Annotated in this window: 13 protein-coding genes and 2 pseudogenes; 11 read left to right on the top strand and 4 right to left on the bottom strand. The window is 66.4% G+C overall.

What is annotated here, in order from left to right; all coding sequences use genetic code 11:
• Position 1: 1 nt before the first annotated feature.
• The 5 genes and pseudogenes from fghA to IPG63_04635 all read left to right on the top strand — a co-directional run bounded on the left by fghA (position 2) and on the right by IPG63_04635 (position 7,168).
• Entirely contained in the window at positions 2-832 is an 831-nt protein-coding gene (gene fghA, locus IPG63_04615) for an S-formylglutathione hydrolase (GenBank protein ID MBK6726534.1), read from the top strand.
• 173 nt (positions 833-1,005) lie between these two features.
• On the top strand, positions 1,006-1,665 hold the full coding sequence (locus IPG63_04620; GenBank protein ID MBK6726535.1) for a hypothetical protein: 660 nt from the start codon (positions 1,006-1,008) through the stop codon (positions 1,663-1,665).
• The gene (locus tag IPG63_04625; GenBank protein MBK6726536.1) at positions 1,662-3,575 is read left to right on the top strand and encodes a patatin-like phospholipase family protein; all 1,914 of its coding nucleotides are present in this window, start codon (positions 1,662-1,664) and stop codon (positions 3,573-3,575) included. Before IPG63_04620 ends, IPG63_04625 begins: the two co-directional genes overlap by 4 nt.
• Positions 3,576-3,588: 13 nt before the next feature.
• Positions 3,589-4,143: pseudogene (locus IPG63_04630) on the top strand (N-acetylmuramidase family protein).
• 1,745 nt (positions 4,144-5,888) lie between these two features.
• Positions 5,889-7,168, top strand: a pseudogene (locus tag IPG63_04635) (DUF3387 domain-containing protein).
• 34 nt (positions 7,169-7,202) lie between these two features.
• On the opposite strand, the gene IPG63_04640 reads toward IPG63_04635, so the two are convergent.
• Both IPG63_04640 and IPG63_04645 read right to left on the bottom strand, forming a co-directional pair.
• On the bottom strand, positions 7,203-8,294 hold the full coding sequence (locus tag IPG63_04640; protein MBK6726537.1) for a hypothetical protein: 1,092 nt from the start codon (positions 8,292-8,294) through the stop codon (positions 7,203-7,205).
• The gene (locus IPG63_04645; GenBank protein ID MBK6726538.1) at positions 8,291-9,271 is read right to left on the bottom strand and encodes a hypothetical protein; all 981 of its coding nucleotides are present in this window, start codon (positions 9,269-9,271) and stop codon (positions 8,291-8,293) included. The genes IPG63_04640 and IPG63_04645 overlap by 4 nt, the downstream gene beginning before the upstream one ends.
• Before the next feature lie 214 nt (positions 9,272-9,485).
• Here IPG63_04645 and glpK point away from each other — a divergent pair, with 214 nt between their 5' ends.
• From glpK to IPG63_04660, 3 genes are read left to right on the top strand one after another with little or no spacing between them, the layout of a single operon-like run.
• Positions 9,486-10,970 carry a glycerol kinase GlpK gene (gene glpK, locus IPG63_04650; protein ID MBK6726539.1) on the top strand — a complete coding sequence of 495 codons (1,485 nt, stop codon included), beginning with the start codon at positions 9,486-9,488 and terminating at the stop codon, positions 10,968-10,970.
• Positions 10,971-10,973: 3 nt separating this feature from the next.
• Positions 10,974-11,501: a DUF1801 domain-containing protein gene (locus tag IPG63_04655; GenBank protein MBK6726540.1), complete on the top strand. Its 528-nt coding sequence runs from the start codon at positions 10,974-10,976 to the stop codon at positions 11,499-11,501.
• Positions 11,498-12,169 carry a nitroreductase family protein gene (locus IPG63_04660; GenBank protein MBK6726541.1) on the top strand — a complete coding sequence of 224 codons (672 nt, stop codon included), beginning with the start codon at positions 11,498-11,500 and terminating at the stop codon, positions 12,167-12,169. Before IPG63_04655 ends, IPG63_04660 begins: the two co-directional genes overlap by 4 nt.
• Here IPG63_04660 and IPG63_04665 read toward each other — a convergent pair whose 3' ends face one another.
• Both IPG63_04665 and IPG63_04670 read right to left on the bottom strand, forming a co-directional pair.
• Positions 12,170-14,197, bottom strand: coding sequence for a tetratricopeptide repeat protein (locus tag IPG63_04665; GenBank protein MBK6726542.1), 2,028 nt, complete (start codon positions 14,195-14,197; stop codon positions 12,170-12,172).
• A 56-nt stretch (positions 14,198-14,253) separates the two neighbouring features.
• On the bottom strand, positions 14,254-17,472 hold the full coding sequence (locus tag IPG63_04670; GenBank protein ID MBK6726543.1) for a DEAD/DEAH box helicase: 3,219 nt from the start codon (positions 17,470-17,472) through the stop codon (positions 14,254-14,256).
• Between the two features lie 98 nt (positions 17,473-17,570).
• Between IPG63_04670 and folE the strand changes: the two genes are divergently transcribed.
• From folE to IPG63_04685, 3 genes are all read left to right on the top strand, one after another.
• Positions 17,571-18,164: a GTP cyclohydrolase I FolE gene (gene folE, locus IPG63_04675; protein ID MBK6726544.1), complete on the top strand. Its 594-nt coding sequence runs from the start codon at positions 17,571-17,573 to the stop codon at positions 18,162-18,164.
• Between the two features lie 107 nt (positions 18,165-18,271).
• Positions 18,272-18,520 (top strand): helix-turn-helix domain-containing protein, encoded by a 249-nt coding sequence (locus tag IPG63_04680; GenBank protein ID MBK6726545.1) that lies wholly within the window; start codon positions 18,272-18,274, stop codon positions 18,518-18,520.
• A gap of 3 nt (positions 18,521-18,523) precedes the next feature.
• On the top strand, positions 18,524-19,870 hold the full coding sequence (locus IPG63_04685; GenBank protein MBK6726546.1) for a type II toxin-antitoxin system HipA family toxin: 1,347 nt from the start codon (positions 18,524-18,526) through the stop codon (positions 19,868-19,870).
• Positions 19,871-19,901: the final 31 nt, after the last annotated feature.

The following is a 19,901-nucleotide window of genomic DNA, read 5'->3' on the forward strand; positions in this document are numbered from 1 at the left end:
CATGCACCGACTCGAACACCGCGCCTGCTTCGGCGGCTGGCAGGACGTCTGGCGCCACGCCAGCAGCACGCTCCAGTGCGAGATGAGCGTCGGCGTGTACCTGCCACCGCAGGCGGCACAGCGGCCGTGCCCGGTGCTGTACTGGTTGTCCGGGCTCACCTGCAGCGAACAGAACGCGATCACCAAGGCCGGCATGCAGCGTTATGCCGCGGAACACGGCGTGATCGTGGTCACGCCCGACACCAGCCCGCGCGGACCCGGCGTGGCCGATGCCGAGGGTTACGACATCGGCCTCGGTGCCGGCTTCTACATCGACGCGACGCAGGCGCCGTGGGCCACGCACTACCGCATGCACGACTACATCGCGCGCGAGTTGCCGGCGTGGATCGAGGCGAATTTCGCGGCGACGTCCGCCCGCGGCATCAGCGGGCATTCGATGGGCGGCCATGGCGCGCTGACGATTGCGCTGCGCCATCCCGGGCGTTATCGCAGCGTCTCCGCGTTCGCGCCGATCGCCGCGCCGACCCAGGTGCCGTGGGGACAGAAAGTGTTCCGCGCCTATCTCGGCGACGATGCCGCCGCGTGGCGCGAGTGGGATGCCTGTGCCCTGATCGAACACGCGAGCGAGCGCCTGCCCTTGCTGGTCGACCAGGGGGATGCCGACGAATTCCTGGGCACGCAGCTGCGTCCCGATCTGCTGCAGGCCGCGTGCACCGCCGCGCAGCATCCGCTGACCCTGCGCCTGCAACCGGGCTACGACCACAGCTACTACTTCATCGCCAGCTTCATCGGCGAACACCTGGCCTGGCATGCGGCGGCTTTGACCGCGTAGCATCGTCGGCTCCGCTTCGCTTGAGCCGACCTACATTCGTGTGGGTCCGGACGCTCTCCCACCCCCATCGCTTGCACGCCCGCGCATCGAGCGGTACAAACGCCGGGCATTCCCGGGGGAATGCACCCTCACCTCGTCGTTCGCGGCGAGGTTCGTGTTGCCCGGGAGTGGTCATGGCGAATATCGGTACGTGCATTTCCAGTCTTGTCGAAGCTGTCGCAGCCGGACTGGAGGTCGGGCCTCATTGGCTGCTGCTCGGGATGGCGCTGCTGGCCATCGGCTGGATGCATTTCAGCGGCGGCATAGTCGGACAAACCCTTTGGTCGTATGCCGGTTCGCTGCGCAATTTCGATGCACGCGTCGGCAATTGGGCCACGGCGCCGCGCTTGACGGCGTTGCTGGTGGCCTTTCTGTGTTTCGACTTGCTGTTCGCCGCCCTCTATGGCGATGCCGCGATCCGCGCCTCGCACGACTCGAACCTGCTGGAGCAAGCGCAGGGCGATCTGATGCGCCGCCTGGTCGTGCCCACGGTGCTCGCCGACTGGGGCGAGAACCTGCTGTTGCTGGTGTTGATCCTTTCGGCCAACTGGCGACTGGCTTTCAAGCGCCGCTGGGACTTCGAAACCGAAGCCGTCGCTGAGCGACTCAGGAACGCCGATTCGGCAGGATGCCCCAAGGACGAATGGCAGCCGTGGTTTGCGCGAAAACGCACGGAACGCTGGGCCTTCAACTCGGGCAAGTTGGCGTGCCGTGCACTTGCGCTGGCGACGACGATGAAGTTCGGCGGTGTGCTCGCAATGATGATGTTGCTGTTGATGGGGAGAGCGACATGAACGAGACCAAGGTGCCAGGACCGTCCCTGGATAACGACCTGCCATTGATCTGCGACCTGGTGATGAAGGGTGGCATCACTTCCGGCGTCGTTTACCCGGGAGCGATCGTCGAGCTGGCCGAGAACTATCGCTTTCATCGCATCGGTGGGTCATCGGCCGGAGCCATCGCAGCGTCGCTGACCGCTGCTGCGGAATACCGTCGGCAGCAATTGCTGAGTCAGGGCGTGCCGATCGAAACCGCCACCGCCAGCGCCTTCGGCCCGCTCGCGCAACTGCCGCGCCAGTTGGGTGAACCGGTCGAGGGCATGTCCCGGCTGCTGAGCCTGTTCCAGCCGCAACGTCAATTGCGGCGGCTGTGGCGTGTGCTGTCGGCGGCCACGGGTGGTGGACTCAGCGCCGGCATGCGCATGTGGTTCAGCGCGCTTGCGGCTTACCGGACGAGCTGGCTTGGCGTGCTGCCGGTCCTGTGGCTGGTGATGAACACGGCGCCGTCCGCGAACAGCACGGTGTTGGTGCTGCAGGTGGTCGCCGCGATCATGCTGGTGATCGGTACGCCGACCTTGCTGGTGCTGGTGGCCTTCGCTTTGGATCTCGCCAGTATTGCCCGGCATGGCTTCGGCATTTGCGATGGCCAAAGCACGACCCAGCGTGGCTGCGAGCCGCTGACGCCGTGGTTGCACGACAAGCTCCAGTCGACTTCGGGCCTTTCACTCACGGTGCGCGCGGACACGCCGGAGCAAGAGCGGGTCCTGTGCTTCCGCGATCTGTGGGAGACCCGCCATCCCTATGCCGACACGCGCCAGTCCAGGCGCGGCATCGACCTGCGCATCACCACGACCTCACTGACCTGGCAGCAGTTGCTGTGCCTGCCGAGCGATTCCGGCGACTACGGCGAGTTGTACTTCAAGCCCGCGGAATTCCGGCGCTGGTTCCCGCTGGAAGTGGTCGAACACATGGTGCGCAAGGCGCGCTCGCGCCCGGACGACAACGGTTTCTGCCGCATGCCCGAGGCCGCCGATTTGCCGGTCATCGTCGCCGTGCGCATGAGCCTCAGCTTCCCGATCCTGCTGACGCCGATCAAGCTGTACCACCGCGACTGGTCGCGGCGCGGTGACCTCGTCAATGATCGTGGCCGACAGCGTGAGCTGGATGATGCTGCGCGCGATCAACTGCGTCCCGTCTATTTCAGCGACGGCGGCATCTGCAGCAATCTCCCGGTGCACTTCTTCGATTCGCTGGTGCCGGCGCACCCGACCTTTGCGATAAATCTCGGTACGCCGCATCCGGACGCCGATACACGACCGGACCACTTCCAGGAAACGCGTGTCGCCCAGAACCAGATGTCGGGGAGCATGCCCGGTCGCTACTCGATGCACGAGCATGAAGGGCCGCATGGACTCGGCACGTTCCTCTGGTCGATCGTCGACAGCGCACGCAATTGGGCAGACAACGGACAGCTGCGTCTGGACGGCTACCGGGAACGGGTCGCGCACATCGTGCTGCGCGAGGACGAAGGTGGCCTGAATCTCGGCATGAGCCATGAACAGATTCAACTGCTCGCGAGCCGCGGTTCGCGCGCCGCGCGTGAGCTGCATGAGTTGTTCAACAGTAGCCCGAAGAAGGGCGGGCCGAAGCGACTGGACCTGCATCGATGTGATCGCATGGCGATCGCGCTGAGTGCACTGGCCGAGGCACTGGAAGAGATCGAGATCAATGTCGCTGCGACCGGTGACCCGATGGCCTACTGCACGGATGAGAGCTTGCGCACATTTGCTCAGGCGATCGCGCAGTTGACCGCGTCCCCCGCGGTATCCGAGTTGCTTGCACTCGAGCGTGAACGCTACGAGGAGCGGCTCAGCAACCGCCACCTGTCGCACAAACCGCATCTGCGCCTGCGCGCACGCCTCTGACCAGGACGCCGCCATGACCCCGATCACCCCCGAACAATGGCAGTCCCTGTCCGAGCGGCTCGAGGTGTCGGTGCCGACGTTGAAGGCGGTGGCCGAGGTGGAGTCGGCGGGCAGCGGGTTCCTGAGTGATGGCCGCCCCAAGATCCTGTTCGAGGGCCATGTGTTCTCGCGGCTCACGAAGCGCGCCTACGACGCGAAGCACCCGACGCTCAGCCACAAGAAATGGACACGCAAGCACTATCTCGGCGGCGTTGCGGAATGGACGCGACTCGAGGCGGCACGCGCACTCGACTTCGATACCGCCAATCAATCGGCAAGTTGGGGCGCGTTCCAGATCATGGGCTTCAACCATCGCGCTTGCGGTTTCTTGACGGTGTCGGCGTTCGTGCAGGCAATGGCGCTCGATGCCGCCAGCCAGCTCGATGCCTTCGCCGCGTTCGTCGCGCGCGAGCCGTTCCTGAGTGCCTTGCGCGCGCAGGACTGGGCACGCTTCGCCCGCGCCTACAACGGCAGCGGCTACGCGCAGAACCACTACGACCAGAAGCTGGCGGCTGCGTTCGAGAAACACAGCACCAGGATTCTCGGCTTCAAGACCAACAACGACAGCCCGATCGGCCGCGTCGATCCACCGCAGCCCGCAAAGCACGCGCGTCACCGCGACGTGCGCCCGGACCCGGTCGATTTGCGCGACTTCGTCTATCGCGCGCCGATCGCGACGCGTCCGCCGCAGGAGCTGTTGCCGAAGCCGGCGCGCGTCCGCCACCAGAGCACGACCAATGCCTGCACCGGCTTCGCGCTGGCGACGGTGATCGAACGCCTGCTCAAGCGCGCCGACCCGAGCGCGGCCGAAGCGGTGAGTCCATGGATGCTGTACGCGCTCGCGCGCCGCTACGACGAGTTCAATGACGACCCGAACGACGACACCGGTTCCTCGCTGCGCGGCGCGTTGAAGGCGTGGTCGCGGCATGGCGCCAGCGCCGAGGCGTTGTGGCCGAAGATCGCCGAGCCGAAGCGCAAGCCACAGCAAGCCGAAGCCGTGGACTGGTGGAACGAGGCGGTCGCGCGTCCCCTCGGCGCCTACTACCGTGTCGACACCAGCCAGATCATCGACCTGCAACTGGCGATCGCCGAGGCCGGCGTGGTCTACGCTTCGGTATTCACGCATCCGGGCTGGAGCAAGCTCGACCATGCGCGCGCGACGCCGATGCCGGTGCAGGCCAGCGGCTTTCCGCCGATCGAGCCGGTCAAGGTGTCGACGCAGAGTGGCCATGCCATCGCCCTGGTCGGATACACCGAGGCCGGCTTCATCATCCAGAACTCGTACGGGCCGCGCTTCGGCGCCGGTGGCTATGCGCTGCTGCGCTATTCCGACTGGCTGACGAATGCGATGGATGCCTGGGTGGTGCAGCTCGGCGTGGTCACCGCCGAACGCCGCGCGATCGCGAGCCGCGACGGCCTGCGCATGCGCGCCGGCGATGTGCAGCTGAGCAGCGAGCGTCATCTGCAGACGCACGAGCTGTCGTCCTACGTGATCAACTTCGGCAACAACGGCCAGCTCAGTCCGCGCGGGCACTTCAGCACGCACGAGGACGACCTGCGCGAACTCTGCGAAATCCTGATCCCGCGCGCCCGCCGCGACTTCGAGCTGGCCGCGAACGCGCCGCTGCCGATCGCGCTGTTCGCGCACGGCGGTCTGGTCGGCGAACGCAGTGCCGAGACCAGCGCGCGCGACTGGATACCGTTCCTGTACGAACGCGGCATCTTCCCGATCTACATCGCCTGGGAAACCGGCCTGTTCAACACCCTGCTCGGCAGCATCGAGGACAAGTTCCGCAAGGACGACGAGCCCGCCCCGACCGCAGCGATCGCGCGCAGCAAGAAGCTTCGCCGCAACTGGCTGATCGAAAAATTCGCGCGCCACATCATCGGCCGCAGCAGCTGGCGCGAGATGAAGGAAAACGCGGAACTGATCGCGACCACCAAGTACCGCCGCCGGGATGGCGCCGCGATCGGCCTGGCCGCGCTCTGGCGCGCGATGCACGCGGCACGGCAGGCGCAACCGGCCGTGTACGCGAACGCCAGCCTGCACCTGATCGGGCATTCGGCCGGCACGGTGATGATGCGCGCGCTGCTCGATCGCGTGCTCCCCGCACTCGGCGCGAACGGCAAGCCGCTGGCGGCCACTGGCCTGCACGCAGCACACCCGAACGAATGGCACCCGCCGCTCGCGAGCTTCAGCGCCATCGCCGGCGCCCTGCGCAGCGACCACTTCTGGCCGACGCTGCCGAACTGGCAAGCACGCGGGTTGGACCCGAAACGCAGCCGCACATCCGCAACAAGCCTCGGCGCGAGGCGCTGGCCAATCGCTTCCGCGATGCGGGGGACGTGTTCAAGATCGTGCTGGTGCGCGACATGTGGCTCACTGGCTTCGACGCGCCGAGCCTGCACACGATGTACATCGACAAGCCGATGCGCGGCCACGGGCTGATGCAGGCGATCGCGCGCGTGAACCGCGTGTTCAAGGACAAGCCTGGCGGGCTCGTGGTGGACTACCTCGGCCTGGCGCAGGAATTGAAACAAGCGCTGGCGACCTACACCGAGAGCGGCGGCACCGGCCGCACCGCGCTCGACCAGGATGAAGCCGTGGCGGTGATGCTGGAGAAGCACGAGATTTGCTGCGGCCTGTTCCATGGCCTCGACCGGGCGAAGTGGACGACGGGAAGTGCCCCGAGCGCGTGGCCCTCATTCCCGCCGGGCTCGAGCACATCTTGGCGCAGCAAGATGGCAAGGAGCGTTGCATCCGCACCGTTCGCGAGCTGTCGCAGGCCTTTGCACTGGCCGTGCCGCATGTCGAGGCACTTCGCATCCGGGATGATGTGGGCTTCTTCCAGACCATTCAGGCACAGCTCGCCAAGCGCGCGCCCGGTGATGCGCGGCCGGAAGAGGACATCGAGCATGCGGTGCGGCAGATCATCTCGCGTGCGGTCGCGCCCGAGGGGGTGATCGATATCTTCGCTGCGGCGGGGCTGGCGAAGCCCGACATCTCGATCCTCTCCGAGGAGTTTCTCGCCGACGTGCGCGGCATGCCGCAGCGCAATCTCGCTGTCGAGTTGCTGCAAAGACTGCTGAAGGGCGAACTGGCGACCCGTCGGCGCAAGAATGTTGTGCAGGCGCGGTCCTTTTCCGAGATGCTGGAGCAGACGATCCGCCGCTACCAGAACCGCGCAATCGAAGCCGCGCAGGTCATCGAGGAACTGATCGCGCTGGCCAAGGACATGCGCCAGGCTCACGCCCGCGGCGAGACGCTCAGGCTCTCGGAGGACGAACTCGCCTTCTACGACGCGCTGGAGACCAACGACAGCGCGGTGAAGGTGCTCGGCGACGACACCCTGCGCATGATCGCGCAGGAACTGGTGAAGACCGTCCGCGCCAATGTGACCATCGACTGGACCCTGCGCGAAAACGTCCGCGCCCAGCTGCGTGTACTGGTCAAGCGCATCCTGCGCAAGTACGGCTATCCGCCGGACAAGCAGGAAAAGGCCACCGAAACCGTACTGGAACAGGCGGCATTGCTCTCCTTGGAGTGGGCTTAGCTGCAGTCTAAGCCACGATGGATCAGAGCTTCTTTCAGCGACTTCCGAATCCAGACTTCGCCCGCGACGGAGTTGCGGACAACGAGAACACTTCGCTTTCGAACCAAGGCAGGACCTCGTCTAACGATGCATTGGCTGTGCGATATTGGATCAGTTGCTTGCTGGCAGCGACAACCGCTTTGCCGCGCGCTGTCTCCCACCAGCCATCCTTCATGGGATCTGAGTCTGCTCCCTGATGGCACTTAGCTTTCTGTCCTGGATAGGTGTGGAAGCCCTTGATCACGCCGAGTGGCTTTTCGTCTGCCGTAGAGAAATCGCGGGCCAGGTGCGATTCGGAATAGCTGTCCTGCACCATATGCAGCAGGGCACCGAAAGCCATGTCGCGCACGACTTGTTCCGGCGCCGATGCCTGCGCGGTCCCAAACAAGGTCATCGACGTCCATGCGCGTTTGTCGTGCGAAAACAGCGGAGCAATCGGTTCGACCTGACTCAGTGGCTTGTTGATCGCGATTTGTTCAGCCGCGACAGTGGTCGACAGGCCATACAGGTAGCGTGCCCAAGCCAGCATCGCTTGTTTTGTCTTCTGGGCTTCGTCGCCGCGATGCTCGGCCATCGCATGCATCCACTGCATATCGCCGAAATGAGTGCGATACAAGTTCAGATGATCCTCGCCGTAGAACGTCTTCTGGGCGCCCCTAGATCGCTTTCCGCCGTCGATCACATAGCCCATGGTGCATGCGCCTGCAGCAAGCTTGCCGTTGAGCTGCAAACCGATGTTGCGGTTCTTGCATCCACTCCATCGACCACCGACCGGGTGACCGGAGGGCATGTCCGCCCAGATCAATCCGGCGAGCACTGCACCGGGCATGTCTGCCTTCCAGCAAGGCCGCGCGGTGCAACCGTAACTGCGCCCGAGAATTTCCTCGTGCGAGGGTTGGCCGAATTGCAGAATCAACGCTTCAACCACGCCGCGCCGCGAGGAATGTTCGCGCCGCACTTCTTCTTTGTCGCCTTCCGGGAGCGAACCGATGCCGAATGCCGCAGTCTGCGCCGCCGCGAACACCGCGCATGCACCGAACAACGTGCAGTGCATGCGGACCCGCTTTGGCCGCACACGCGCTGTCATGGCGCTTCAGTCGCTGCAGGCGGCTCAGCTGAAGGTGGAGGGGTCGCCGAGGGTATGGTGAGCGCGCGATACCGATCGAGCTCCCCCGTCAGCGCGATGCGCTGCTCGACCAGCTGTCTCCGGCGTTTGCGAAAGGACTCGAGCTCTTCCTGCTCGCCCTCCGCAAGTGCCGCTTTGCCTTCAAGTGCGGCGATGCGTGGCTCGAGGTCGGCGAGCAGCTTGCCGATGTTGGTCAGCAGCTCCGACTTCGCATTGATCGTGGCCTGCACAAACGGATCGGTTTCGCGCGTCGTTCGTCCCGCTTTTTTTACCAAGCTGGTCACCCCCATGTAGAACGAACACAGGTCGTGATAGGCAAGTGCATCGCTAACTGCTTCGGCAGGAGAGTAGACATCGACCGCCTGGCTACGTCTCTGTTTGATCTCTGCATAAGCGCTGCTGCGCGTGCCCTGGATTTCCGCGATGATCGCGCCGACCAGCAGTCCCTGGTAGATCTCCGAGTTGATCGATGACTGTGTCCCGGAAATGATCGAGGCAGCTGCAGACATGTTTTGCCCCGCACGGCCAGACACGATCGCTGCAGCGCCGGAGAGCAGCATGGAGGTGAACGATCCGGTGACGTTAATAACCGCCGACGTTCCGAAAACGTCGGACAGGTGTTGTTGGCAGACTTCATTCGACAGGATGATCAGTTCGGACTGTGTGCTGTTCCGAGTCTCCATCCGGTTGCCTGCCCGCGCGATCCAGTAGGACACGTTGCAAACCGATGCTGTGTTTTCCGATCCCTTGCCGCAGTCAATCTTCTGTTTGGTCGTTGCCATGCCATCTTCCAGCGGCTGTCCGTAGTAGCTGGAGACAGGATCGACCTGGACAACCTCGCCAACTGTGCTATTGCGCGCCCACTGGCAACCCGCAAGCAGGAGCGAACTGATGATCAGGCCTGTCCGGGCTAGCGTCGCCAACCGCCTAGTCTTCATCGTGTCTGCTCCCTAGTTGATGTATTGGCCACCGGACGAATCCGAGTCTGCTTCCGAACGCGCTCTGCTCGGCCACTAGAACGCAGTTCTCGCGCGCCGAAAACCTGTCACTTCTGCCAGCTTGATGCCATCGCCCCGAAATGTTTGGTTGCCGCGCTGTGCCGTTGACGGCCGCGTGGTGCAGAATCAGAGCACGTCTCGAATGAGCGTTCCCATGCCCTCCCCCCTCCTCCTCTCCATCGACGCCGGTACCACCAGCATTCGCGCGATCGGGTTTGATTTGGCGGGGCGGGCGGTGGCTGCGGCGCAGCAGGAGTTTGGGCAGCACTATCCGCAGGCGGGGTGGGTGGAGCAGGACGCGGAGGAGATCTGGGCGACGACGTTGGCGGTGGTGCGGCGGGTGTTGCTGGAGGGTGGAGTTTCGGCGGCGCAGATTGCGGCGGTGGGGATTGCCAACCAGCGCGAGACGACGGTGTTGTGGGAGCGTGCCAGCGGGCGGCCGTTGCATCGGGCGATCGTGTGGCAGGACCGGCGCACCGCGGATCAGTGCGAGCAGTTGCGCGCTGCGGGTCACGAGGAATGGATCGCGGCGAAGGCCGGGTTGCTGCTCGATCCGTACTTCTCGGCGACCAAGATCGCGTGGCTGCTCGACCGTGTGGACGGTGCGCGTGCGGCGGCGGAGGCGGGTGCGTTGTGCTGCGGCACCATCGATTCCTGGTTGTTGTGGAAACTGACCCAGGGGCGGACGTTCGCGACCGATGCCACGAATGCCTCGCGCACATTGTTGTTCGACCTGCGCACGCAGCAGTGGGACGCGGAATTGCTGGAGCTGTTCCGCGTGCCGCGCGCGCTGCTGCCCGAGGTGCGCGATTCGAATGGCGACTACGGCAGCTGCGATGCCGCGCTGTTTGGTGCGGCGATGCCGATCCGCGGCGTGCTTGGCGACCAGCAGGCAGCGCTGGTCGGCCAAGCCTGCTTCGCGCCGGGCATGATCAAGGCGACCTATGGCACCGGTGCCTTCGTGGTGATGAATACCGGCGCCGAGATCGTGCGCTCGCGCAATCGCCTGTTGAGCACGGTCGCCTATCGCATCGATGGCGTGCCCGCGTACGCGCTCGAGGGCAGCATCTTCGTCGCCGGCGCGGCGCTGCAGTGGTTGCGCGATGGTCTCAAGCTGATCACGAACGCGGCGCAGAGCGAGGCCATCGCCGCGCAGGCGCGCGGCAGCCGCGGCGTCTATCTGGTGCCCGCGTTCACCGGGCTCGGCGCGCCGTACTGGGACCCGCAGGCGCGCGGCGCCATTTTCGGGCTGACCCGCGACAGCGGCATCGGCGAGATCGTCACCGCCGCACTGCAATCGGTCTGTTTCCAGACCCGCGACCTGCTCGCAGCGATGCAGCGCGATGGCGCCGCCAGCGCCTGCACCTTGCGCATCGACGGCGGCATGGCGGCGAACCAGTGGTTCGCGCAGGCGCTTGCCGACCTGCTCGGCGTGCCGGTCGATCGCCCGCGCGTGGTCGAGACCACCGCGCTCGGCGCCGCCTGCATGGCCGGCCTCGGTGTCGGGGTATTCTCCTCGCCCGCGCAGGTCGTCGCGCAGTGGGCTTGCGAGCGGCGCTTCGAGGTGCAGATGGATTCCGGCGAGCGCGATGCGCTGTATCGCGGCTGGGAGGATGCGGTGCGACGAGTCCGGGGGTGAGACATGCAATCGAACGCGAACACGGTGGAGGAATACCTGGCCAGCCTGCCCGAGGATCGGCGCCACGCGCTGGCTGCGGTGCGCAAGGTGATCCTCGACAACATCGACCCCGAGTTCAGCGAGGGCATGGCCTACGGCATGATCGGCTACGCGGTGCCGCATGCGCGCTACCCGGCTGGCTATCACTGCAACCCGAAGCAGCCGCTGCCGTTTGCCGGACTCGCCTCGCAGAAGCAGTACCTGTCGCTGTACCTGTGCAGCGCCTATGCCGGCAGCGAGAGCGATGTGGAGTCGCGCTGGTTGCGCGAGGCGTGGGCGGCAAGCGGCAAGAAGCTCGACATGGGCAAGGGTTGCGTACGCTTCCGCAAGCTCGACGATCTGCCGCTTGAGGTCATCGGCGAGTTCTTCCGGCGCATGAGCGCGGAACGCTTCATCGCCGGCTACGAAGCGGCGCGGGCCGCGTATCGGCCGACGCCGCGCGCCGAGATCCGCGCACGCGCCGCCGCCAAACCGAAGTCCGGTCGCGCATGACCCGGCCCGGTTTCCGAGTGCTGCCGCTGCGACCCTGGCCCGGCGATGACGCAGCGATCGAACGCGCGCGCCAGTTCGCCGAGGCACTCGCGACACGACGCACGGTGCGCGACTTCGCACCGACGCCGGTGCCGCGCGCGCTGATCGAGCAGGCGCTGCGCGCGGCCGGCAGCGCGCCGAGCGGTGCCAACCAGCAGCCGTGGCGCTTCGTCGCGGTCGCCGATGCCGCGCTCAAGGCGCAGATCCGCGCCGCGGCCGAGGCCGAGGAGCGCGAGTTCTACGCGCGTCGCGCGCCGGAGGAGTGGCTGGACGCGCTCGCGCCACTCGGCACCGACGCCAACAAGCCATTCCTGGAGACCGCACCGTGGCTGATCGCGGTGTTCTGCGAGCGCTGGGGACTCGATGCCGAGGGCCGGAAGCAGAAGCGCTACTACCCGCAGGAGTCGGTCGGCATCGCCACCGGCCTGCTGATCGCCGCGCTGCTTCAGGCCGGGCTGGCCACGCTCACGCACACGCCGAGCCCGATGGGTTTCCTCGGCGAACTGCTGCAGCGGCCGAAGCACGAGATGCCGTTCCTGCTGCTGGTGGTCGGCCACGCCGCCGAAGGCTGCGAGGTGCCCGATATCGAACGCCTGCCGCTCGCGACGATCGCACGTTTCGTCGACTGACTACGCCGCCAGCGGCAGCAGCACGCGCAACAATTGCCCGGTCTCGGGGGCGCTGGCGGCGATGCTGTCGATGCTGCCGCCGGCGCGCAGGATGTCCTCGCGCAGCAGACCCAGCCCCAGGCGCCGCGGCGTCTCGCTGTCGCCGGACGTGCGCTGCGCAGCGAGCAACAGTGCGCGCAGCTGGCCGTCGTGATCGGAGAGCGTGATCACCGCATGTGTGGCTTCGGCACGCAGCGCCACCGCGATGTTGCTATCGGCCGGATTGCGGCGCAGGGTCTGATCGAGCAGTTCGCTGCACAGTTGCGCCAGGGCATCGGCGTCGGCACGAACCGCCACCGCCGGCGTGATCTGCGGAAGCAGCCGTTGCTGGCGCTGGCGCGCGCGCGCCTCGGCTTCGCTGACACTCTCCGTCAGCAGCGCCGACAAGTCGACGCCAACCGCGGCTTCGGCGTCACCACGTGCATGCGCGGTTTCGCGCAGGCGCTGCACCACTTGCAGCAGATCACTGGCATTGCGCGCAATCGCCGCCATCGGCCGCGACAGCTCCGGGCTGGCCTGATGCACCGCGAGCAGGCGCTCGGCGCTGCTGCGGATTTCCGCCAGCGGCGCCTGCAGGTCCTCGCCGGCGAGCGCGAGCAGGCGCTGGTTCAACTCCGCCGCCTCGCGCGCGCGTCGGCCGTGATGCTCGGCCTGCGCCAGCGCGTCGCGCAGGGTTTCGTCCTGGGCCTGCAGCGAATCGGCACGTAGGCGGCGCTCGCGCGCGATCCAGAACAGCAGCACGATCGCGACCACCGCAGCGATGCCGACGCCCACCGCACTGCGCAGCAGGATGCGGCTGCGCGCGAGCTCGGCGCTCTGCGCCGCAGTGCGTTCGCGCATGAGCGTGACTTCGGTCTCCGCCTGCTGGTTTTCGTAGCGCGCACGCACCAGCGCGACGCGGGCATCGTCGCGTTGGCGGCGCTCGGCTTCGGCTTCGCGCTCGATTTCCTCCATCAGCGCGATCGCCGCCACCGCATCCCCCTTGGCGGCGAGCACGTTGGCGAGCAGGCGCTTGGCCAGCGCGCGCCGTTCCGGGTCGTCGTTGTCGTTGCTCGCAACCACCGCCGCGCGCGCCTCGCGCTCGGCATTCAACAGGGCGTAGTCGCGCGCCTCGCCATCAAGGCTGTGTGCGCGCAGCAACCAGACCTCGGCGCGCGCGCGCAGCGCTGCGGATATGCCAACGGCGTGTTCCAGATCGCGTGCGATCGCTTCGCCTTGCTGGATGTCCGCGAGTGCGGCATCGAAGTTGCCGTTGCGGGCGTGGGCAATGCCGCGGTTCGACAGCGCCAACCCCTGGCCGATGCGGTCGTCGTCACGCGTGTGGGCGACGATGGCTTCGTCGAGGAGCGCGATCGCTTGCTCGGTTGCGCCCGACTGCAGGGTCAGGTCGGCGAGGTTGTTGAGCACGGCACCGACGCCCTTGCTGATGTCGTGGGCGCGCTTCATCTCCAGCGCGCGTTGGTAGTGGTCGCGCGCGCGCGTGCTGTCGCCGAGATTGTCGAGGGTATTGCCGAGATTGATCAGTACCGCCGAGGCGCTCGCGAACTTGCCCTGCGCTTCGTAGATCTTCAGCGCCTCGCCCTGCGCCTCCAGCGCGTCGGCGTGCAGCCCGCCAAGATCGAGGGTGATGCCGAGGTTGGCCTGGGCGCTGGCGTAGCCGGACTGGTCGTTGATCTCGCGCGTGATCGCGACTGCGCGCTCGAACTCGATCACCGCCTGGTCGTAGCGTCCGCGCTGGCGTTCGACCGAACCGAGGTTGACCCGCGCCGCGGCTTCACCGCTGCGATCACCGTCCTGCCGCGCCAGTTGCAGCGCCTGCTGCGCACGTTGCTGCGCCAGCTGCGGGTCGCTGCGCAACAACGCGCGCGCCTCGCTGTTGAGACGCGCCACGGCCGAGGGCGGCTCCTGCGCCGCGCCCACCGCTGCTGCCAGCGTGCACGCGCACAGCAGACCAAGCCGCAGCCACCAGCGCTGATTTGCGAATTGCATCGAGTTTGCCTCCGCGCCTGCAGCTTAGCCCGAACCGCCGCGCGCGGCGTTTCTGCTCAGGCGTCAAACAAGGTCAGCAGGTCGGCGGCGGAGAGCGTCGACAAAGTCGCCTCGCCATGTTCGAGCACGGCGTCGGCGATCTCGCGCTTGCGCTGCTTGAGCCCATGCATGCGCTCCTCGACGGTGCCGCGGCACTGCAGTTCGTAGATGAACACCGGCTTGTCCTGGCCGATGCGATGGGCGCGGTCAATCGCCTGCGCTTCTGCAGCCGGGTTCCACCACGGGTCGTAGAGCACCACGGTATCGGCGCGGGTCAAATTCAATCCCACGCCGCCGGCCTTGAGCGAGATCAGGAACACCGGCACCTGGCCGTCCTGGAAGCGCGCCACCTGGACTTCACGGCGCTTGGTGCTGCCATCCAGGCGCGCATAGGTGATGCCCTGCGCGATCAGCGCTTCCTGGATCAAGTCGAGCATGCGCGTGAACTGCGAGAACACCAGCACCGCGCGGCCTTCGTCGACCATGGTCGGCACCAGGTCCATCAGCGCATCGAGTTTGGCCGAGCTCACGTCTTCGGCCTTGCGGCCGGCCTCGATCAGGCGCGGGTCGCAGCAGATCTGGCGCAGCTTGAGCAGGGCATCGAGGATGGTGATCTGCGAGGCGCCGAAGCCCTGTGCCGAGAGCGCCTCGCGCACGCGGGCTTCCATCTGTACGCGCACGGTTTCGTACAGATCGCGCTGCGCGCCTTCGAGCTCCACCGGCTGCACGATCAGCGTGCGCGCGGGCAGGTCCTTGGCCACCTCCGACTTGCGCCGTCGCAGCAGGAACGGCGCGATGCGTTTGCGCAGCCGCTCAGCGGCGTCGGCATCGCGGTCGCGTTCGATCGGCTGGCGGAAGCGCGTGCGGAACTGCTCGTGGCTGCCGAGCAGGCCGGGGAAAGCGAGATCGAACTGCGCCTTGAGTTCGCCGAGATGATTCTCGACCGGTGTGCCGGTGAGACACAGACGGCGTGCGGCGTCGAGCTGCGATGCCGCGCCGTGGCTGCGACTCGAGGCGTTCTTCAGCCACTGCGCCTCGTCGAACACGGCGAGCGCGAACCGCTGCGCCTTCAGCTGCTCGATGTCGCGCCAGAGCAGGGCGTAGCTGGTGATGACCAGGTCGGACTCGGCGAGCGCGTCGAAATGTTCATGGCGCTCGGAACCGGACAGCACGCGCACGCGCAGCATCGGCGCGAAGCGTTCGGTCTCGGCGCGCCAGTTGTCGACCACGCTGGTCGGACACAGCACCAGCACCGGCCCGTCGAGCCGACCCTCGTGCTTGAGCGCGGCGACGTGCGCCAGCACTTGCACGGTCTTGCCGAGGCCCATGTCGTCGGCGAGCACGCCGCCGAACTGGAACTCGTGCAGGAAGTCGAGCCAGGCCAGGCCTTCCTTCTGGTACGGGCGCAGCTCGGCATTGAATCCGGGCGGCGGCTCGCGCGATTCGACACCGCGGAAAGCGCGCACGCGCTCGATGAAACCGGCGGCTTCGAGGCTCGGCAGGAAGCGCCAGTCCGGCGCCGGATCGAGCGCGGCGATGCGCGCGCGCGGCAGGCCGAGGCGGCCATCGCCGGTGGTGTCGAGGTCGGCCACCAGATCGAGCAGGGGCGTCAGGCGCTCGTTGGCGATGAACACCCGGCGTCCGTCCGGCAGCGTCAGCCGCAGGCCGTCGGGGCGCTGCTCCTCGGGCCGTGACAGCGCTTCGAGCAACACCGGTACCAGATCCACGGCCTGGCCCTCGACTTCGATGCCGAGGCGCAGCGAGAACCAGTCGTTGCCGTCTTCCTCGACGCGCAGATCGAGCACGCCGAGCTCGGGTTCGAGCGCGATCGGGAACTCGTCGTTCGAGCGCAACTCGATGCGGTTCGCCGCCGCGTCGCGACGCAACTCGGCGATCCACGCCTGCAGCTCGCCGTTCTTCAGACGCCCGTTCCAGTACCAGTGTTCGGCTGGCGCACCGACGTTGTGGGTGCTGCCCGGCTTGAAGCCGTGACGTACGAGGAACTGGCTGGCGCGCGCTTCGGATTCGGCGTCACGCGCCAGAATGTGGATGCGGCCATCGTCACCGCGCCAGCGCAGCTCGGGCGCACGATCGCCTGCGCGCACCTCGTGGCGACCGTAGCGGAAGCCGAGGTGCGCGGTGGCCTGGGTCAGCAGGTCGGGCCGATTCAGGTAGGGCGCGCCGCCGATCAGCACCACCGCGGTCGGCGCGATCGGCGAGGCCGGCGTCGTCGTCAGCAGTTTCGGCAGCGGCAGCGCGCCTCGCGGGAATAGTCGCAAAAGCGCGACCGCCGCCAGCGCCACTTCGTCCGGCGCCACCGGCGGCAGATCGCGCAGCCGCGCCAGCGCCTGATCATCGAGATCGGTCAGGGTCGGACCGATCACGCCGCCGGTGGCGTCGAGATAGCGCCGGTAGCGGGTGTTGGCGATGGCGATGCCGGCCGGTTCGACGTGCACCTGCAGGTGCTGGTCGCCACTCGCGGCCAGGCTCCATTCGATCTGCAGCGGCCGCGCCGGCCCGGCATGCAGGATCGAACCCTGCAACTGGTTCAGGCGCAGCTCGATGCCGAGCGTGAAGAACTGCGCAAGCATGGCCTCGATCGGCCCGTCGAACAGCAGCCAGTACTCGCCGTCGATGAACTCGATGCCGTCGAAGCCAAGCAGCGACAGCCCGGCCAGACGCTCGTGCATCGGCCACGACTGCAGCGTCTGCAGCACGCGCGGCGATTCCAGATCGACGCGGCGCGGATGCGACCAGCGGCCTTCCTTGCCGCGACGCGCACGCAGCGGCCGGAACAGCATGCGCGCAGACTCATCGAGGGTAACCAGCAGCAGCAAATCGGTCGGCTCGCGCGGCAGGTCGGTGATGCTCGTGTGCTCGGCCAGCAGTTGCCACAGGCTCGGCGCGCTCGGTGTCGGCTCGTCGCCACGCGCCGGAACCAGGCCACGCAGCAGATGCTGGATCAGCGCAGCAGCATGCTTGCACTCGAAGCCGACCGGGCAGGTGCAGTCGCTGAGCAGGTTCGGGGCGCGGCCGCGTGGTTGCGTCAGGGTCAGGCCGGTTTCATACACCTGACCGCGCGAACCGAGCACCTGCGCGCTGACGCCGTGCTCGTCGACCCGCAGCAGCTCGCGCACCGAACCGCGGTCGGCGAGCACGGTGCCGCGCGCCCACGCCGCCCCGAACTCGATCGGGAAGCGTTCCGCGTGTGATTGCAGGTAGTCGGTCAGGGTCATGGTGGCGGGCAAAGGACCGCCCATCTTCGCAGACGCGCGTGTGAAATACACCGCCACTTCGCGTCGGCTAGCATGTGCCGATGCCAGCGGAGAATGCCATGGGCGATGCAACAGACACGGTCAGCCGCGCACAGGCCGAGGAGGCGGTGCGCACGCTGCTGCGCTATGCCGGCGACGACCCGGCGCGCGAAGGCCTGCTCGACACTCCGCGCCGCGTCGTCGACGCGTATGGCGACTGGTTCAGCGGCTACGCGCTCGATCCCGAGGAGTACCTCAAGCGCACGTTCGAGGAAGTGGCCGGTTACGACGAGATGATCGTGCTGCGCGACATCGAGTACGAAAGCCACTGCGAGCACCACATGGCGCCGATCATCGGCAAGGCGCACATCGGCTACATCCCCGACGGCGCCGTGGTCGGCATCAGCAAGCTGGCGCGCGTGGTCGAAGCCTACGCGCGCCGCTTCCAGGTCCAGGAGAAGATGACCGCGCAGATCGCGCGCTGCATCCAGGATGTATTGAAGCCGCGTGGCGTCGGCGTGGTCGTGGTCGGCGCGCACGAGTGCATGACCACGCGCGGCATCCACAAACGCGGCGTCAGCATGGTCACCTCGAAGATGCTCGGCAGCTTCCGCCGCGACGCCCGCACCCGCGCCGAGTTCCTCGATTTCATCGGGATCGGGGTGGGGCGGTGAGTCGGGAGAATCAACTTATGGGTTGTTTGATCAAGAGTAAACCCAAAGGTTGATTCTTGTGGCATCAACTGATAGGTTGATGTCCGTTGCACTCGCGAGTGGTCGCCATGGATTACCCGATTCGCTCTCCACATCAGTTGCGTGTGCTCCTGAAGGGCTTCATTGCCACAAGCGGCACGAGCCAAAGAGCGATGGCGCAAAAACTTGGCGTCACTCCTCAGGCGATTTCCAAGGCCTTGCAGGCGCCCGAGAACATGAGCATCCAGAGCCTGATGCGAATTCTGGCCTTGCTCGACGTGGAATTGGCCCTGCGCAAGCCCGAGCCACGGAAACAACCCATGGCGAGCGAGTGGTAAGCCATGTCGCGCGCGACGAAAACGCTGTCCGTCTGGATGAATGGGGAGCGCGTTGGTGCTTGGCACGACGCCGAACGCGATCAGCAGAGCTTCCGCTACGAGCCGAACTGGTTGGACTCGGCTGCTGCCCGTCCGTTGTCCTTGTCCCTGCCCTTCCTCCCGGACAACGCTCCGCACCGCGGCGCGGCTGTCTACAACTACTTCGACAACCTGCTGCCGGACAGCAAGCCGATTCGAGACCGCATCGCCTCGCGATATCGCACCGAGTCGAGGGATGCGTTTGCGCTGCTGCGCGAAATCGGTGCGGACTGCGTCGGGGCCGTGCAACTGTTGCGCGAAGACGAGCAACCCGAACACCTGCGGCACATCCGCGGCCAGCCACTGACTGTCGATGATGTTGCCGACTTGCTGGCCGGCGTGCCCACCGCCGCGGGATGGCATCCGACGGGTCGCGAAGATGGCCTGCGCATCTCGATTGCCGGAGCGCAGGAGAAGACCGCGCTGCTCTGGCACGAAGGGCGCTGGCAGCTACCGATAGGCGCGACACCGACGACCCATCTGTTCAAGCTGCCGCTTGGCAGGATTGCAACCCTGGGTGTGGATCTGTCGACCTCGGTGGAGAACGAATGGCTGTGCTCCAGACTGCTCGCGGCCTATGGATTGCCGATCGCGAACTGCGAGATGGCGAGATTCGGCGAGTCTCCGGTGCTGATCGTCGAACGATTCGATCGCCGGCTATCCGCGGACCAGCAATGGTGGTTGCGACTGCCTCAGGAAGACTATTGCCAGGCCTTGGCCCTGCCGCCGGAGCGAAAGTACGAGTCGGACAAAGGACCGGGCATCCCCGAGATCATGCGGGTTCTGCAAGGCTCGAGACCGGAACACCGTGAACTGGATCGAGAACGGTTCTTCAGAGCCCAGATCCTGTTCTGGATGCTCGCTGCCATCGACGGCCACGCCAAGAACTTCAGCCTGTTCATCGAAGCGGGTGGGGCGTACCGCGCTACGCCGCTATACGACGTCCTCTCCGCCTGGCCTTTCGTCGGCTCAGGCGCCGGAAAGATGCCGCGTAGAAAGTTGAAGATGGCGATGGCAGTACACGGCAAGAGCAAGCATTACGACCACGACACCATCCAGCGCCGGCATTGGACATCGACCGCGCGAAAGTGCGGATTCGGTGCCGATATCGAATCCATGATCGACACGCTGATCGAACAAACGCCGGGGGCAATCGCGAGAGTGGAGGCGGAATTGCCGTCTTCGTTTCCCCTAGCGGTCGCAGAGCAGGTCTTCGACGGGTTGCGCCTGAGCGCCGAAAGGCTCGCGATGCAGCGGGGTCGGCCGCATTGAACGCGACGACAAACGATTCCGCCCTCTCCAC

This window comes from Lysobacterales bacterium, from assembly GCA_016703225.1.
Taxonomy (GTDB): domain Bacteria; phylum Pseudomonadota; class Gammaproteobacteria; order Xanthomonadales; family Ahniellaceae; genus JADKHK01.